At 65.2% G+C, this 17,673-nt stretch carries 11 protein-coding genes and 1 pseudogene; 7 read left to right on the top strand and 5 right to left on the bottom strand.

Translation table 11 applies throughout. The features are described 5' to 3' along the window. Window positions 1-6: 6 nt before the first annotated feature. On the bottom strand, window positions 7-501 hold the full coding sequence (locus tag KY661_RS27185; protein ID WP_225412999.1) for an SRPBCC family protein: 495 nt from the start codon (window positions 499-501) through the stop codon (window positions 7-9). Further along, complete coding sequence (locus KY661_RS27180) at window positions 498-848, bottom strand: ArsR/SmtB family transcription factor (protein WP_225412998.1); 351 nt, start codon at window positions 846-848, stop codon at window positions 498-500. Before KY661_RS27180 ends, KY661_RS27185 begins: the two co-directional genes overlap by 4 nt. A 207-nt stretch (window positions 849-1,055) precedes the next feature. Here KY661_RS27180 and KY661_RS27175 point away from each other — a divergent pair, with 207 nt between their 5' ends. After that, window positions 1,056-2,474 (top strand): hypothetical protein, encoded by a 1,419-nt coding sequence (locus KY661_RS27175; RefSeq protein WP_225412997.1) that lies wholly within the window; start codon window positions 1,056-1,058, stop codon window positions 2,472-2,474. Between the two features lie 12 nt (window positions 2,475-2,486). After that, window positions 2,487-4,991 carry a jacalin-like lectin gene (locus KY661_RS27170; RefSeq protein ID WP_225412996.1) on the top strand — a complete coding sequence of 835 codons (2,505 nt, stop codon included), beginning with the start codon at window positions 2,487-2,489 and terminating at the stop codon, window positions 4,989-4,991. 353 nt (window positions 4,992-5,344) lie between these two features. Here the strand turns inward: KY661_RS27170 and KY661_RS27165 are convergent, their stop codons facing one another. From KY661_RS27165 to KY661_RS27155, 3 genes are all read right to left on the bottom strand, one after another. Beyond that, window positions 5,345-6,565, bottom strand: a complete 1,221-nt coding sequence (locus tag KY661_RS27165) for a tyrosine-type recombinase/integrase (RefSeq protein ID WP_225412995.1) — start codon at window positions 6,563-6,565, stop codon at window positions 5,345-5,347. Next, on the bottom strand, window positions 6,562-6,786 hold the full coding sequence (locus KY661_RS27160) for a helix-turn-helix domain-containing protein (RefSeq protein ID WP_225412994.1): 225 nt from the start codon (window positions 6,784-6,786) through the stop codon (window positions 6,562-6,564). Before KY661_RS27160 ends, KY661_RS27165 begins: the two co-directional genes overlap by 4 nt. Window positions 6,787-8,337: 1,551 nt before the next feature. Beyond that, window positions 8,338-8,931 carry a hypothetical protein gene (locus KY661_RS27155; protein WP_225412993.1) on the bottom strand — a complete coding sequence of 198 codons (594 nt, stop codon included), beginning with the start codon at window positions 8,929-8,931 and terminating at the stop codon, window positions 8,338-8,340. A gap of 1,539 nt (window positions 8,932-10,470) precedes the next feature. On the opposite strand from KY661_RS27155, the gene KY661_RS27150 reads away from it, so the two are divergent. From KY661_RS27150 to KY661_RS27130, 5 genes and pseudogenes are all read left to right on the top strand, one after another. Then, window positions 10,471-11,319 carry a DUF2381 family protein gene (locus KY661_RS27150; protein ID WP_225412992.1) on the top strand — a complete coding sequence of 283 codons (849 nt, stop codon included), beginning with the start codon at window positions 10,471-10,473 and terminating at the stop codon, window positions 11,317-11,319. Further along, window positions 11,316-13,166, top strand: a complete 1,851-nt coding sequence (locus KY661_RS27145) for a serine/threonine protein kinase (protein ID WP_225412991.1) — start codon at window positions 11,316-11,318, stop codon at window positions 13,164-13,166. The genes KY661_RS27150 and KY661_RS27145 overlap by 4 nt, the downstream gene beginning before the upstream one ends. A gap of 469 nt (window positions 13,167-13,635) precedes the next feature. Further along, window positions 13,636-14,823 carry a serine/threonine-protein kinase gene (locus KY661_RS27140; RefSeq protein WP_225412990.1) on the top strand — a complete coding sequence of 396 codons (1,188 nt, stop codon included), beginning with the start codon at window positions 13,636-13,638 and terminating at the stop codon, window positions 14,821-14,823. Between the two features lie 308 nt (window positions 14,824-15,131). After that, window positions 15,132-15,629, top strand: a complete 498-nt coding sequence (locus tag KY661_RS27135) for a helix-turn-helix transcriptional regulator (RefSeq protein ID WP_225412989.1) — start codon at window positions 15,132-15,134, stop codon at window positions 15,627-15,629. Window positions 15,630-16,469: 840 nt separating this feature from the next. Continuing rightward, window positions 16,470-17,435 (top strand): annotated as a pseudogene (locus tag KY661_RS27130) (trypsin-like serine peptidase); the annotation flags it as partial. Between the last annotated feature and the right edge of the window lie 238 nt (window positions 17,436-17,673).

Here is a 17,673-nt window from a genome sequence, read left to right as displayed (position 1 = left end):
TCCGTGCTACAGCGCCTGGGCGATCTCGGCCATCTGGTTGAACACCGTGCCCCAGCCTTCGTGGAACCCCATCTCGGCGTGGCGCTGGGCGCCCTCCGCGTCCTGGTGCATCGCGATGGCGGTGTACTTCGTTCCCTTGCCCCGGGGCTCCAGCAGGATGGCGGCGGTGAAAATGGGAATCCCGGAGGGCTTGGCCGGACGGAAGCCGGGCTCGAGCGCGATGGTCCAGACGAGCTTCTGGTGCTTCACCACCTCCAGGTAGCACCCGGTGGTGCGGGATTCGTCCTTCCCATCCGGAGAGCGCAGCACGGTGCGAAAGATGCCGCCGGGGCGAAGGTCCACCTCACACGCCTCGGTCGTCCACGGCCGGGGAGCGAACCACTTCTTCAGGTGCTCGGGCTGGGTCCACGCGAGCCATACCCGCTCGGGCGAAGCCTCCGTTACACGCTCCAGCACCAGGTCGAGCTTCGGATCGGGTTGATAGGCAAGGGGGGCGGTCATGGTTCGTTCTCCCAGGGTTCATCGAGGTATTGATCCAGCTGATCCAAACGGCGCTCCCAGACCGCGCGCTGCTGGGCCAGCCAGTCCTGTGCGTCTTCCAGCGGCTTGGGGGCGAGCTGGAAGGTGCGCACCCGCCCACGCTTGCGCGAGCGCACCAGGCCGCAGTCCTCCAGCACGTTCAGGTGCTGGGCGAACGACGGCAACGCCATCTGGAAGGGCCGGGCCAGCTCGCTCATGGCGGCGGGACCCGTGCTCAACCGTTCGAGCACCGCGCGCCGCGTGGGGTCGGCCAGGGCCTGGAACACGCGGGTGAGTTGCTGGGCTTGGGGCGCCATGAAAGAGACCATGGTCCCTTTCAATACTTAGGTCAATACCTTTGTATTGCTTGGGTTCTTCCCTGGGCTGCTTCGCGGAGGCGAATGCGATCGGGCCGCCGTTTGGCGGTGTTTCGTGGACGAATGGCAGTAAGCTCCCCAGGCGACACCAGGTCCCTCTTTCGGCGGAACCCCCCACAGGAGAAGTCCGTGCCCTACAAACCGCTTCCCGTATTGTTCATGGCGTTGTGTTCCCTGGGCCTCGTGGCTTGCTCTGCGAAGTCCGGCACCGAGGCGGTACAGCCTTCAGACCGGGTGGCGAGGGTCTCTGCCGCGGCCAGCGCGTGCGCGGCGGATTCCTCCTGGCTCACCAGCTCCACCCTGCCCAGCGAGGTGCCCGGCAACCAGTCGAGCTGCAATTTCCAGCAGTTCATGTGGCAGTCCCTGCTCGCGCTCGTCCAGCCGGTCAGCAGCGGCTCCAACATGCTGCAATTCGAGACGTGGATGCCCTCCTACGGCATCTTCATCAAGGATGGGACGCCGACTCCCTGGGGCCAGGAGCCGCCCACCTCTTGCAACATCCAACCCAATCTTGCCATCACGGGCGGCAAGACGCCCCGCCTCTACACCGACATCATCAAGCAGGCCGGCGCCGATCAGCCCCTCATGGATCCGAAGGGCAATTTTGTCTACTACGGCATGTCCGTGAACCAGAGCGTCTACGCCATGTTCACGTCCTGCCAGCTCTACAAGGCCAACTGCGCGGGCCCCCTCAAGCCCGGGAACAAGGGCATCGACCTCATCTCGAAGTATCCGAACCTGGCCCTCCCCGATACCGCCGTCGAGCTCAAGACGAGCTGGATGGTGCTCGATGACGCGGCGGTGGCCTCGGGCCTCTATTACGTGGTCCCCGGCCTGATTCAGTACAAGAACTCGCCTTGCCGCCAGGTCAGCCTGGGGCTGACCGGCATGCACATCGTGGCCAAGACCCCGGACTTCCCGGCGATGCTCTGGGCCACGTTCGAGCACCGCAACAACGCGCCCGATTGCAGCAACACCTCGGCCTCGCCGCCCCTTGGAGGCGCGTGGAACTTCTACAACCCCCAGTGCACCAACTGTAAGCTCAATGCCTATGAGGTGGGCAAACCGGCCCAGGTCTGCCGCATGCACCCGCAGGGAGACTCGGCCACGGGCGTCTTCCCCGGAGGGGAGAACTGCAGCGTCAACCCCAACCAGTTCGCCTGCCAGGAGAAGACCCAGCAGATGCTCGCCGAGAGCACCGCGGCCATCAACGCCATCAACAGCAGCGTCCAGTCGCTCATCCAGGCCAACCCCACCCTCATCAACAAGGTCTGGGCCAACTACGAACTCGTTGGCAACGTGTGGACCACCGGAAAGACCATGCCGCCTTACCTGCAAGCGCAGGCAGGCTCGCTGTCCGCCGCCAATACTTCCATGGAGACCTTCGTTCAGAACGGCGTCGCCGCGGTGAGCAACCCCTACAACTGCTTGAGCTGCCACAACATGTCGGGCCCCAGCGACAGCCAGAACCTGCCGCCCGTGGGCTTGAGCCATCTCTTCGACGAAGTCCAGATGCCGGGTGGGTGCGAGAACGGCGCTTTGCCCACCGCTTGCAACGCCTACCTCAACAACCCCTAAGAGGAGACCAGAATGAGCTACCTCGACCAACCTCGCATCAATTTTTCCGGGCAGTTCCAGGCCTCGCCGGCCACCATCAACAACACGCCCAACAATTACAACCCGGACAACTACGACGAAGACTCGCTCAAGCCGAAGAACATCGAACTCTATTGGGAGCCCAAGGGCGACAGCATCTTCGATCTGCTCAAATGCACGGTGACCACCCTCGATGCCCCCAGCGCCACCAGCGACTCCCTGCTGGGGGCCTCGGTCACGGCGCTGTACACCAGCTCTCCGCCCAAGCTGGTGGACCTGGATCCCATGCAGCAGAACGGCAGTGAGATCTGGGGCATGACCGTCATGATCGGCACCTTCGACGGCGCCTACGTCCAGGGGGTCTTCACGCCGATCGCGTTCAACGGCATCTGGGGCAACTCGCAGGGCCCCAATACCCCACGGAACTCCGCGAGCGGCTCCGCCGTCTACCAATCGACGCTCACCAACCTGAAATGGAATGTTGGCAATTCGGCGGTCCTCCAGGCGCTCCAGAAGGCCTCGCCCAACCGCCTGTCCATTCGCATGGTGGTCAGCGCCCACAACAACGGCCCGCAGCTCTATGCCTTCACCAGCGCGACGTTCCAGACGATGCTGGGGAAGGGCGTCCCCCAGAGTGTCCTGAACCAGATCACGAGCCTCCAGCAATACGTGATGAACCTCGACGCGGACGGAAATCCCGTGCCTCCGGGGCGGGGCTTCATCCCGACGATGGCCTACGTCAACAACCTGCTCGAACAACTCCTGGGACAGAGCACGGCGCAGCAGTACGGTCCGGCAATCCTGGCCGCCACCCAGCAGCCCTATCAGCCCTGGATCGACTACAGCACCAATCAACCGCTGCCCGAGCAGCCGCTCCATGAGTTCAACTATGGAAAGCTCGTGGGCTCCATCGGGCCCTGCCTGGATGACGAGCCCACCTTTGCCGTCCCGGCGCGCACCCTGGCGCCGCCGCCCAAGGGGTCAACTCCCGCCGCGTGGTGGGCCCAAGCCCAGCTCAATCTCCAGAGCACTACGCCCTCGTTGACCATCGACCTCGCCAACTCGCTGCCTGTCCGGCTGCCGGGACGGCCGCTGTGGGCCGAGAAGCTCGGGACGTTGTCGCTCGCCTATTACACGGGCTCCGGAGACAGCAAGACATACACGACCTTCGTCCCGTCGATCGACTACGCCAATCCGGACTTCATCGACAAGCGCTCCGGGATGCTGACCGTCACCCAATTCGGTTCCGTGGACCCGAAGAGCCTCGCGAACCTCCCGATCGCCCTTCAAAGCACCACGACCGTCAACGGCAAGCCCGTGACCCAGACCCTGTTGGAGGAGAACTCCGAGGGACTGAGCATGCGCGCGGATCAGTTCCTCTTCCGAATGAACCCGGGCATGCAGACCACGTCCAGCTTCCCGCTTGGTGAGACCCAGACCGTCAATCTCTACGTGCGCAAGTTCGGCCGCGTGGACGGGACGGACCAGTGGAAGATCCAATTGAACACGCTGAGCCCGAGCGCGGCGGCCGACTACACCCTCGGCACGCTGGGGACGTCGGGCACCAATGGCATCAACGCGAACAACATCTCGACGCCCCCGGGAAAGCTCGTCCTCTCCTCGAACGTGGTGGCGATCAACGGAGGCAAAGCCACCGTCACGCTCACCGGCCAGGATCCCGGCAATCCACGCGGCCACGTCGACGGGCAGGTCTACTTCACCTCCTACACGTTCTCCCCCACGGTCGCGGACTACAACCAGGATCCCGACGATCTCGTCAGCGTTCAGATCTACCAACAGAATCCCATCAGGGGCACGCCCTCATGGACCAACGGCATCCGGGACATCCTGCGGCAATACGGCATGCTCTATCCCATCATGGGCCGCTTCCAGCTGTGGACCTATGAAGGGGTCGTGGGGAACCGCGACAAGATCCAGCGTGTCCTCGGGTTGGACATGAGCCAGCCGCTGCACATGCCGGCGAGCCGCGATCTGTCAGCGATCCGGTGCAAGCTCATCCTGGACTGGTTCCAGGCGGGGATGCCCTATGGCCCCATTGGCCCTGCGGGAGGACCGGGAGCGGCCTGGGACAATCTGCCCACGGTCAGTGGCTGGGGGCCCATGACGAGCCTCCTAGTTCGCTCCGGCGACATCATCGACGCCCTTCAACCCAGCTATGGCGCTAATTCCGCGCCCTTCCAGGGAGGCAATGGCGGTAACGCCACCACGATCGATCTCACCGGCGACGCGATCGTGTCGCTCACCGGTTTCACGGGCACGTACTTCGGCATGGAGCAGGTGGCGCAGATCACCTTCAAGACCGCGCGCGGCAAGACCCACGGCCCCTTTGGGACGCTGCACAACGTGCAGAACACGCAGAGCTTTACACTCGACGCGCCGAAAGGCAGTGGGATCCGGTCGTTCTTCGGGACGACGGTCGTGCACTCGGGTGGGACGACATACGTCGCCTCGCTCGGAGGCAACGTGCAGTTGCTCTAGCGCCCAGCAGGCCACGGGCGGATTTTGCCCGTGGCCCTCAATTGGATCGCCCAGATCGGGGGGGGCTGGTGCGGCGGCGGCTTCGGCCATTGCCGATTGACCTGCCCCCACCGCACGCAAGGACAGGCGTTTAGGCAACAGGGCCGCCATGTCCGTGTCAAGAACGGCGGCCAGGGGAGAGTGCACGCCTGGGACCACGAGCGGTGGCGTCGGAGGCGTGCCAGCAGGGGCAAGTGGAAATCGCCATTGGTGAACTCGACGCTTTCAACTGCGATGCGTTCTCCATCGGTCAGTGCGCTCGGCTCGCCTCCGGCGGGTTCGATTCCCGCCGCCTCCACATTTTTACTACGTCTTTACGGATGGTTAGCGGCTTCCTCCATCCGTGTTGCATGTATGTCGCACGCGGGCGCAGAGGGCCGGTCGAGCACCCCGACCGCCTCTCGGCGCGTGTCCGGGCTCAGGTGGGCGTACCGCTCGGTCATTTCGATGGTGACGTGTCCCATCAACTCCTGAATGACCTTGAGAGGAATGCCCCGCATCGCAAGGTGGCTGGCGTAGGTGTGGCGGAGGTCGTGCCACCCGATCCGCCCCTCCTCGCGGCTAATGCCCGCCCGATGGAGGGCTCTGCGAAGCGGCTGCGCCATCTTGCCCGCAGTGAGCGGCTGGCCGTCCTCCTGGCAGAACACGAAGCGGCCCCGCAGGTGACGGTGGGCCTTGAGGGCCTCCACTGCTGATGCGGGAAGGTCTACGGTGCGCTCCCGTCCGCCCTTGGGCAAGTCCGTCACGCCACGCCAGACGGTGCGCCGCACGTTGAGCCGCCCCTGTGACAAGTCCATGTCACCCCACTGGAGCCCGATCATTTCTCCCTGACGAAGCCCCGTCTTCAGCGCCACCAGCAGCAACGTCCGCCATTCCATCTCGGCAGCGTCGATCAACCGCTCGGCTTCCTCGAAGCTGAGGAAATCGAAGGTGGGCTTGGGCAGTTTCCCAAAGAGTTTCACGCGGGGAGCCTGCGGGATGACCCGCTGTTCCTCCGCGAGAGCCAGCAGCTTGCTCAACGCTGACAGGACGTTGTTGATCGTCTTGAGGCTCAGGGGCTTGGGCGCCACATCGCCGCGCTTGAGAAGGGCGGCCTTCGTCGGGGCCTCCTTCCGGGCGCGGGCAGCGGACTTCTTCTTCCGCATGACGGCTTTGAAGTCTTCCATCTCTGCCGGTCCAATAGCAGACAAAGCCATCTGCCCGAAGAAGGGGAGCAGGTGATCCTCCAAGAGTTGCCGCTTGGTGACGACGCTGGAGTGTTTGTTGTTGTTCTCGCTATAGGTGAGGAAGCGCGGGGCGAACTGCGACAACGTGACGCGGTTTTCCTCGCTGATGTTCTCCTTTCCGAAGGTTCCATTGAGGAGAGCGGCGCGCAATTCGCGCTCGTACTGCTCGGCACCCCGGCGCGTCTGCACGGGCGAGAACTTCACGACTCGCTGTTGCCGTCCGTCCGGGTGGTGAAACATGAAGTCCACTTGCCAAGCCTCCTCGGCCTTCCCTGCCTTGTTCTGCCACTTCCGCAATCTGACACTCATTTCCGACTCCCGAGCGCAGAATCACGGTCCTTACCGGCTGTCCACTCTAGCAGGGCCGCGCGGCGGAGGCGTAGGGTTTTGCCAATACGAGCCACGCCGGGCACTTGTTCGAGTCGGATCGCCTCATAGAGCGTCTTCCGATTCACTCGCAGCAATTCGGCGGCTTCCTCCACCGTGAGAAACTCAGGCACGTTGCCCGCAGCAAGAGAGGACGCGCTCATAACTGGTGCCCCTCCTGCCCTCGTTGAGGGGTCTGTGCTTCGTGTGGCCCCTGCATGGGTGAGATGCTCCATGTGGCCGAGTGTCCGACGCTGCGCGCCTGTAGCCAGGACGCGCAGCGCCATGCGGTGAGGGGCGAGGAACCGCCCAGCGCGAAGCGGTGCGGCGACCCGAGCGCATCCGGAGGGTGGCGGGGACACAATGCGCTGCGGGTGCTGTCCACGTCGGACCGCCCCGCGTCCTGGGGGCAGCCGTTGTACTGCACTGCATGGGCAACAGTGTCTCGCACCCTTCCGAGCACCGGCAGTGCTCCGGGCCGCGCTGGGCAGCGCTGGCCCGTGTTCGGCAGGCTTGGACAGGGGCGCGCGCGTCCCGTCCAGGCGGGAAGCGTGCGCGCCCCTCGTGCTTGCCGGGTGTTGTGTGGGTCGTGAATCATGCCGCCCAAGGTGCCCAATCGCGGCGCGGTTGGACATTGGGTAAGAACAGGCAAATTCCGACTTATCTAGGCAAACACCAACAAACACCTACAATCTCCTCGTTTAACGGTCGAGCCCGCACGGATACTAGACAGGCAAGGAGCGGTGTATCGCTCCACGGCTGGAGTCGGGCTCAAGGCTTGACGGTTGGTGCGTCCTGGCGTGACAGCTGGCGCGTCTTGGCGTGACAATCGGCGTTGTTCCCGGCGGTGTCACCCGACAGCAAACAAAGGCGCCTGAACGCGCCGCACAGAAGGACTTGGCCCCCCTGGGATTCATCCCGCCCCTCACCTCACCCGCCTTTCCACACTCGCCAAACAGCCCGGAACTACCCGGGCCAGGGGGGACACAGTGCAACGGGAAGTGCCCAGCCATGGACGAAGCGTGAAAGTTGATCGGCAAGCGTGCAGACGGGCAACCGAGGGCCTTGCGCACGGCGCAGATGGAGTGCGCGCGGCGCGGTGGCTCGGCTGAGCACCGTGCAGAGTGCGCGGCGTTCGCACGGGACTGCTGCGGGACTTCCACTGGCGCCACCACGGCGCCACCACGGTCTACCGAGTCACTGCGGCCCGGTGCGCGTCGGTCATTTCCAGCTCGGCCCTGGTGCCGCGCGTCGGACAGCTGTAACTGTTCGCCCTGCCCCGTGGTGATGGGGTGCCCACCGCTCTTGGGCCGCCAGACGGACATCCCGGCTCCACTCCGAGTGGGGACACGGCGCTCAGAACGCTGGCGCAGCGTCCGCCTTGCGTCCTCCTCCAACTCGACTGGCTGCTCGGGTGTGGTTCTCATCCTGAGCAAGGAAGCCTTGGGCTGTGGGCCTCCTGCCGGTGGCGCATGGCGCAAGCCTGTCTGACAGCAGGACAGCCTTGGATCGGCCGCGACCGGCAACTCCCCTCACCGACTCAGGCGCTGGCTCTCCAACACGATGCGGCTCGGCCCGATGCTCCTTCTGCGCCTTCATGGACGGCTGCATGGGGGATTGCTCAGGATGAGATCATGCGCCTCGTGAAGAAGCGGCAGAAGGCGGGTGCGGCCGAGCACGCGGAGGCGGCCACTGAGCCGGACAAGGACAAATAATCAGAGCCCTTCGGTATTTGGCAGCGGAGGTCGGTATGGCAGTTCTCTGCTCCAATAGCTGATGGCAATAAAGGGCTCAGCACCGTCTCGCCCTTCAATAAGAGACATCCTAATTACCATCTTTGCGACTATGCCCGGATATTCCCCGCCCGGCCCAATGAACCACACGTGGTAGTCGTTGCTGCTTTGCGCCTTGTTCGGCGGACCGTATTTCGCAGAGAGCCCCTCGTGGAACTTGCCCATACGCGTCCTGCACTGAGCCAGCGATTTGCATGTCGCGTGGAGGTCTACCCCGTAGAGTCGGCCATCTGAAAAGCAGAGATTCAGCGTGGCTTCCGTTCCTGCAACTGCGACAGGCTGCTCTACGAACCAACAGCGCCCATCTCCGAATTGGGCCATGCCGGGATAGTGCGTCTTCACCTCTTGAAGAGTCATGCCCCACCGCAACTGCCCATAGCCGAGGCTGGAGCGCCAGGAGAGCGGCGGCATGGCCGGTTCCTGGCCCACAGCCAGAGCACTCCAGCAGATAGCCAGGAAGCACAACACCCGGCTCAACCCCGTGTGATTGCGTGTGATCGTTCCAATCTCGGACATCGACTTGCCCTCCGAACGGCCTCGACAACATAGCATGTCAGGACAGCGGCACATGACGGAGCATTACTTCTCCCTTTTTCGCGAAAGGGCTCCCTCGTCCAACGCGCTCTGAACCGGCTGCTCGGGTCTGGTTCTCATCCTGGCGCGCTCCACGGGGCCGGGCGGGCCGAGCCGAGCGTCCGACGCGCGAGGGCTCCACGGTGAGCACCGCTGCGGCTCTTGGCGCGTGCTCCCCGGGCTGAGCCGAGCAGCCGGGCGTCCGACACGCGAGGGCCCCACGGTGAGCACTGCTGCGGTTCTTGGCGGGTGCTCCACAGGCCGAGCCGAGCGGTGGGGCCTCCGGCGCGCGAGGGGCTCCACGGTGAGCGCCGCTGCGGCCCTGGCGCGCTCCACGGGCCCGGCCGAGTGCCGGGCGTCCGACGCGCGAGGGCTCCACGGTGAGCGCCGCTGCGGCCCTGGCGCGCGTGCTCCACGGGGCCGAGCCGAGCGGCCGGGCCTCCGACGCGGTAAGTGCGCGCCCTGCCCCGGGGGTGGAGCAGCCAGCCGGGCAGCAGCGTTTCACCCGGAGTGGGAACGGAGCGCGGAGATCGCTGACGCGGTGTCCGTCTGGCGGGCTCCACACGCTCGGCTGGCCGCCGCTTCCCCGCTTCTCCGACGGGGTACGGCGCTCAGTTACGGACAGCTCCAGTTCGGCCCCGGTGCCGCGCGCGTCCAGGGCGCCCAGCTCGGCCCGGTGCCGCGCGCGTCGGACAGCCCCAGTTCGGCCCCAGTGCGGCGCGCGTCGGACAGCCCCAGCTCGGCGCGGCGGATAGCGCCAGCTCGGCCCGGGGACGCGGGCGGATGGCGCCAGCTCGGCTCCGCTGGTGGACGCGGCGGATATCGTCAGCTCGGCCCTAGTGGCGCGCGGCGGATAGCGCCAGTGGCGCGCGGATATCGCCAGCTCGGCTCGGTGGCGCGCGCGGCGGATATCGCCAGCTCGGCCCTGGTGGCGCGCGGCGGATATCGCCAGCTCGGCCCGGTGGCGGGCGTGGCGGATATCGCCAGCTCGGCTCGGTGGCGCGCGCGGCGGATATCGCCAGCTCGGCTCGGTGGAGCACGCCCGCAACTTGGCAGTGCGGAACCCAGCCAAGAGAACGCGCCAGCGGGTGCCCCGCCGAACGGCTCCAAGGGCTCTAAAACCGCGCTGCGGCGGTGGGGCCGCCATCCTGCTTCCCGAACGCAGGGTGGCCCCTTAGCGCGCGCCAAAACGCCGACGTCAGGGACAGCGCCGCCCGGAGGTACGCCAGGAATCCGCGCCACAATCCCCACAGCGCGAGCAGGCAGGCGCGTTATCCGCCAAGCGCGCCTAGCCTGAGGCAGCCGAGCGCGGCCCAGCTGACCACTGGCCAGCGCTGGCAGGCGCGGAGGAAGACGCGGGCGCGTTGCCGCGACCTGCCTCGCTTCAAGCACCGGCCCAAGCGCGCCCCACCCGGGCCAGAGGAGCACCCACAACGCGCGGGCAGCGTCTGCTAGGGTGCCTACCTTGGAGGTCATGAACTCTTGCTCTCACCCGCGCCCCTGGCTCTTGTGCTCCTTCTGCTCGGGGGAACACTGGCCCAAGCCCAACCGGCGCCCACGCGCGAACTGCGCCGCCGCTCCTTCACCCTGACAGGCTCGTCCCTAGAGGCACTCATCGCCACGGGGATCCGCACGTCCATCGTGTTTGGTGTCCCTATCGAGGGTGAGGCCGTCGAAGTGGACACGAGCCGGATCAAGATCGTGGACACGGGCAAGCGCTCGATCATCATCGAGCCCTTGAGCGAGCCCCGGCCCGGTGAACGTTGGACGCTGCGCGTGCCGTTGGCGGATGGGAAGGCGCCCGCGTTGGCCGAGTTCGCGCTCGTCGTGCACCCTTCCGAAGTGGACACGGAGATCAACGTTTTACGGCGCAAGGAGCCGGAGCCAGCTTGTCAGACGGCGTGCGCGCCATGCGCCGCCCAGAGTCCGGCAGACGCCGTTACAAGCGGGTTCTTTGATGACGATGGAGTCCAGACCGGGAAGGTTCTCACCGTCTCATCCACTGCGGGCGGATTTCAGGCCAGACCCGGAGCGGTCTACCGCGCTAAGGGATGGGTGCTAGTGGATGTGGAGATCATCCCTCCGCCCGAACACACAACATGGAGGCCGACCGGCGCCACGTTGACGAGCAAGACTGGCGAGGCGCGCGTGCGGACGGTGAAGGTGGAACTGAGCCAGTTTTCCGGCACCGTGCGCGTGCTCGTGGAAACGGACGTGCCGCCCCCAGGCGCGGGGCTTCAATTCGCCTTGAACCTTCACGGTCCTGAGGGGACGCCCTCCTTCTCGATTCCTTCGATAAATCTTCCGCCAGCAAAGGAGCACAAGCCATGATCGGAGCGGTGGAGCTTGAGCCCGGCACTCTCGTTGACGGGTGGCAGATCATCCGGGCCTTACGCACGGGCGGCTTTGGTGCCGTTCACCATGCCGAGCAGCAGGGGAAGCCTTTCGCGATCAAGGTCGCCCTGCACCGTGAGCAGAGCGGCGATACCGGCAGAACGCACGCGCGAGCGCTTCGCGAGGTGGCGATCCTGCTGACGATGGCTCATCCCCACATCATCAAGACGCGCGGCTTCGGGTACTTGCCCGATGGGCGCGTGTATTGCGTGCTGGAGTACGTAGACGGCTGGACGCTGGGAGACTGGCTAGAGCGCACTCACCCGACGTTCCAGGAGATTACGCGCGTGTTCGCCAAGATCGCCGGCGCCATCGCGTACATGCACGGGCGCGGCGTGCTGCACCGAGATTTGAAGCTGTCCAACGTGATGATCCGCAAGAACGGCGAGCCGGTGATCATCGATCTGGGCTGCGCGACCTACGCGAACGCCGAGGAGTTGACGACCACACCGTTGCCCCCTGGAACCGAGCGCTACCGCGCGCCCGAGGCGCAAGAGTTCTTCTACAAGCAAGGGCGCAAGCGAGGGGCGCGCTATGCGTTCAAGGTGACGGATGAACTGTTCGCCGTGGGAATCATGCTCCACGAGCTACTCACAGATCCGCTCCCCACCAAGGACAAGCCCCGCAGCGCTCTCGCGGATTCCACGTTGGACTTGCCCCCGCCCCGAGACGTGAACCCGCGAGTTCCTCAAGCCTTGAGCGCGCTCGTGGAGAGCTTGGTAGCGCGTGCGCCAGCACTAAGGCCCGAGAGCTTCGAGGCACTGCGGCGCGAGTTGTTGGAACTGGCCGACCACCCCGCGCCTGAATACGCGGCGCAAGCACACCCGCCCTCGTTGCAGCGCACACCCGGTGAAGGCGGGCAGGGTGCCGGACTCGCGGCGCGTGGGAATGAGGGTTGGCGCAAGATTCTGGCACTGGCGGACAAGCACGCCTCACGCGTGCGTGGCCGACTCCAGCCGCGCGCATTGGCGGGCATGAGGGCTGCTTCACGCCAGCACTGGCGTAAACCTCTGGCGCTGGCGGGCATGGTGGCTGCCCTTGTGCTGGCTGCCGGTGCGGCTGCATGGCTGACACGCGAGCACCCCGCCCCCGCGTCGCCGACCGCACCGAGAGAGGCCGCGCCCGCCGCCCCGCTTCCCGCTGTGAAGGCCGCGCCCGTGCCCGCGCTCGCGCAGGACTCAGCCCCCGCCGTTTCTGCCACCGCACCCAAGGAAGGATCTCCCGTGAAGCCCAAGCCGCCCGATGCTCTCAAGTCCCCCCGTGCCACACGCGCGACGAAAGCAGCCCCCGCCCCGACTGATCCCGGCTTCCCGGCATGGTGCAAGGCGCTGCCGTTGGCGGTCGCCATGGCTACCAACGGCTGCGCGTCCGTCCGTATCAAGGCGGAGCCTTTCGAGTGTTCGCCCGGCGCGGTCGAATCCATGGAAAGGCTCGGCTGGGAGATCGGTGAGAAATTCGTTTTCAATCTCGACGAACAATGCCCAGCCCGTGGCCTGTGCGAGTTCACGCTAGGCGGCCCGGTTACTGGCGTCGTGCCCAACGGCAACCAGCCTAAAGCCCCCCCTGGCACGCTGTTCTACGGGCGGATCTACGTCACTGATGAGAAGAACGGTGCTCCCTACGAGATCAGAGCCATCTACGATCACGTAGAACTCCCCGGCAAAGCCAAGGTGCCGGTGTGCGTTGTCTCTGGCCCTCACGGCGTCGCGAAGGGAGCCAAGGACGGCACTGCACTGGCCACAAGCCCCAGCAACGGGAGGACCGTGAGAAGCTGGGCGCCCTAAGGGGGCAGCCGTAGTTGCGCCGCCCCGGTACGGGCCGTGGAGCGCGGCGGACAGCTCCAGCTCGGCCCGGGTGCTGCGCGCGTCCAGGCGCGCCCCAACTCGGCCCGGTGATGAGCTGGGAGCCACCTCGAAGCGCTCCAGCTCGGTCCGGTGCTGCGCGCCTCGGATAGCTCCAGCTCTCGGACCTGGTGCCGCGCTGCGGACAGCTCCAGCTCGGCCCTGGTGCCGCGCGCGTCGGGCGCCCCGACTCGGCCTGGGTGCTGCACGCGTCGAACAGCTCTAGCTCGGCCCAGTTGGAGGTGGCTTCCCGAGCGGGGAGGGGTACATTTATACGACAAGGCTGGAAATTGGCTGTTTTTTGAACGCATCCGCCCTACCTGCCCCATCGTTCACCCTGACCCCATGTGCCGGGTAGTGTCTCTTTCCGTCGCGCGGCTCCTTGCTGCGCGCCTTTAGGAGCTTGCATCCCATGGCCACCGCGAAAGGCCCCCAGAAACCCGAGGTGCGGATCCTCTTCACCTTCGGAGAATTCTCGTATGCGCTCGCCCGGGAACTGGAGACGACAAATCACGGGGAAACCGTGCTCCTTGTTCAGCAGCGCTCCCGGCTCGGCCCGGAGGGAAACTACCTCGCTCGAAGTCTGCCGCCCTCCTCGCCCAAGCACGATCCCGAAACGCTCGCCAAGATCCGAGCGCGGCTGGAGGAAGAATCACGGCTCGCCACCTACCTGGATCATCCCAACATCGCCCGCGTGCTGGGGCGCACCGAGGCCCAAGGCGTTCTCTACATCCTCACCGAGCGCGTCTCGGGCACTCGACTGGACACCTACGTCACCGCCATGATGATGCGCGGGGTCTGCCTGTCGGCAGGCTTCGCACTCTACGTGGGCGCCGAAGTGGCGAGTGCTCTCCAGCACGCGCACACGCGCACCGATGAGCAAGGACGCCCGCTGGGCATCGTTCACCGGGACGTGAACCCCGCCCGCATCTACTTGCGATGGGATGGCTCGGTGAGGCTCACGGATTTTGCGCTCGCCCGCTCGCTGCTCCCGGGCCGGGTGGCAACCTCGGTCCCGCGCCCGCAGGGGGACGCCTACTACGGCGCTCCCGAGGCGCTTCTCGGCGAGCCGATGGATCCGCGCTCGGACCTGTTCGCGCTCGGCTTGGTGCTGCTGGAGATTGTCACGTCCCAGGGGCTCTACAGCACGGCCACGCTGCGCGCCTCTGACTTGGAAGCAGCGTTGACCCCCGAGGTGCGCGCGCAGGTGGTGGCCGCTCACACGACGGCCACGATTGCGGAACTGCCCGAGCAAGTAGACGACTACATCCTGCGGGCCGCGACGTACACCGCGCAGGAGGTGGAGCACCTGACAGAAGAACTCTTCCCCCCCCTGCGCTCCATCCTCCGAAAGTTGCTCCAGCGCCGCCCGGATGACCGCTACCCGTCTGCCGCAGCCTTGGAGGAAGAGCTGCGCCAAGCGCTGGAGTCGTTGGGGGCTCCCTACGGAGCCCCCGAAGCTGTGGCGGAAGTCCGCCGCATGACGGCGCAGGCCCGTATGCACAAGGACGTGGGCAGCCCCACGGCACCGGACTCCGAAGCCACCACGCGCATGCTGTCGGCGGATCACATCACCACCTCGCCGGGGGGCTCCGCGTAGCGCTCGGCCTCTTGTTTCAGCACCCAGCCCCGCAGCCCCGTGTCGGCGTCGCGCAGAGAGGGGAGCGGCCTGCCTCTAACTTGGAGGGGGACAAGCCGACCCGCTCGAAGCGCGCACCACTGGCCACGCCGAGGGGAACCGGCGTGGCCGGGTACGAGGCGACCGGAGGCGTCCTGAACCTTGGGGCGCCTCCGGTCGTTGCAGTTCACCGGCCCCGGTGAGCAGACCGGGCTTTCTCTCTCCTATTTCTGTCATGCACTGACTGGCTCGGATTCCTCCGTGCTGGCGTGGTGCGCGAGGTTCCCGCCATGAAACTGCACCTGAAAGCACGAGTCGCAAAGCGCCGCCCTCGGGCCAAGACCCACAGGAAGCGTCCCCTTCTTCCGGAGGATGCGCAGCGCCGAGAGCAACGCCTCGCATCGACCCTCGGAATGGCCGTGCGGGAGGCGCGGATGCGTGCGGGGCTGACTCAGGCGGAACTTGCCGAGAGCATTGGCACCGCGACAGAAGTCTACGGGCGGCTAGAGCGCGGGAAGATGCTCCCCAGCGTGCCCACGCTGTTCCGGCTGTGCGTGGCCCTGCGAAGCGGCCCGCACGAGCTGATGGGCTTTGCCCCTGTGGGCAGCGTACCGGAAGCGGCGCGGCTCGAAGTGCCGCCCGAACTGGCAGACACGCCGGAAATGCGGCGCCTGCGGCGCCTGCTCGGACGCCTCCAAGGGCTCCAGCTCCGGCTGATCTTGCGGCTTGTCATGGCCTTCCTGACGGAGCCCAAGCGTACCCGCCGCCAGGGGAGGGATCGGCGATGACCGCGCCCACGCAGCAAGACTCCTCGTCGATGTTTTCTACCCCTTCAACCCCTATGCAGTCACCTTCGCAGCCAGGAGGCTGTATCGGCGTCCCTGACGTCTGCCGCCGGCGGCCAGTCACGAGTATGAGGGTGGTGGAACTAGCGAAGCACCCAGAGGAACTTCGGGCGAGGCTTCTGAATCATCCTCTCAAGCCGGAGGACGTTCCAGAGGCCGTATCCGTCCGACGATGACATGCTGCGGGAGCTTGTCGAGCTGAGCGTGGTGGGTCACCAGTGGACGCGCCGAGGTGTTCGAGCAATTGCAGCGCGACGTGCGACCTGGGCATGGCAGGTGGCTTACGAACAAACTAGCTTGGCGGATTCTAGATGGTTATAGTGCATGACCGCTCTGCGCGTGAATCAAGGCGTAAAGCATAGCCCTAGTTCGATTAAGTTATGACGAATTTCAGACTGAGAGTCAAAAACGAGATGAAAAAGATCAATTTGGTCAGTGGACTCTTGTCTTTTCTCGCGGCCGGCATCGCATATGCTGGGGTATGGAGCGGCGATGTGAGAGTCGCGGCTATTGAGGCTTCAGACACCTCTGGCAGTGGTGGTGGTGTCTGGCTCAGGCTTACCACAGCTCCGTTTACCAGCCACACATGCCCGAACAAAACCAATCAATATCGGCTGGGCGGCAGTGCAGATAACATTAAGCAAATGACATCACTTGCTGTTTCGGCGATACTGTCCTCGCGTCCTACGGGAGTCTATTGGGGTGGCGGTTGCGATGCTGGCGGTTATCCTGTCCTTCTAGGGCTCGAACTTCGCTAGCCATCCTGGTTCAGGACGAAGGCTAATGACCATCAAGCCAAGTAGATATGTTGTGTTGTTCGGGTGTTTTCTTGTTTGCTCGTGTTCTGAGACGGGCGCGAGCAGCACGCATGAACACGACGAATTGCCCGCTTTTGTCGAGCGCGAAGTCGTCTATGGGCCGGATAACCGGCAGGACGTGTACGCACACACCAATGCCACGCTGCGGGCGCGCGCGCAGCAGGCCACGGTGGCGCTGATGAACCCGTCGGACTTCAACGCGACCGATCCCAACAACGTCACCTTCAACGGTCAGACGCTGGGCGCCGCCTACAACCTCTGCACCACCGAGCGCTTCCGGGATGATCCCACGGCGGCCTTCTGCTCCGGCACGCTCATCGACGACGACTTGGTGCTTACAGCAGGCCACTGCGTTACCAACGCCATGGACTGCACCAACACGCGCTTCGTCTTCAACTACTACCGGCCAGCGGCGGGTTCGTTGCAGACGGTCACCACGGCAGACATCTTCAGTTGTGCCTCCATCGTGGCGCGACAGCAGGGCACGGTGGGCACGCAGAACCTGGACTACGCCGTCATCCGGTTGGACCGGACGGCCGCGCCTCGCTTCATCCCGGCGCCCGTGCGCACGGGCAACACCGCTCTGTCGGCCGGGCAAAACGTGGCCGTCATCGGCAGCGGCAGTGGCATCCCTTTCAAAATTGACTCGGGCGGCTCGGTGCGCGACGCGCGCTCGGGCACGCTCGACTACTTCGTGGCCTCCACGGATACCTTCGCTGGCAACTCGGGCTCAGGCGTGTACGAGACGAGCACCTACAGCGTAGCGGGCATTCTCGTGCGTGGCGAGACGGACTACATCTCCAGCGGCGCCTGCAAGGTCGTCAACGTGTGCGGTGAGACAGCCTGTCGCGGTGAGGATATCACCTACGTTTACCCGGCCATCAGCGCCTTCTGCACCACCACCAATACTGCTAGCACCCGGCTGTGCGGGTTAGCGCCAGCTCTCATTATGTCGGTTCTTTCGTTGGATTGAGCGGCGTTGAACTGGGCAGGCTTATTGTTTCAGGCAGCCCGATGAACAGCACGTCACGTTAGCGATGGCCAGCATCCACGCTGCCCTAGCAGGCCGCTGAAAAAGTAAGAGATGAGGGGCTTAGGAGGCTGGAGGAAATAACTTTTCCCCTTTCGCGGCTGCACATTGCCTATCGTGATGGAGGACTCGGGGCCTT

Origin of the sequence: Allostigmatella hybrida (genome assembly GCF_020103775.1) — a bacterium.
Lineage (GTDB): Bacteria > Myxococcota > Myxococcia > Myxococcales > Myxococcaceae > Hyalangium > Hyalangium aurantiaca.
This window is presented reverse-complemented; position numbering and strand designations above follow the sequence as displayed.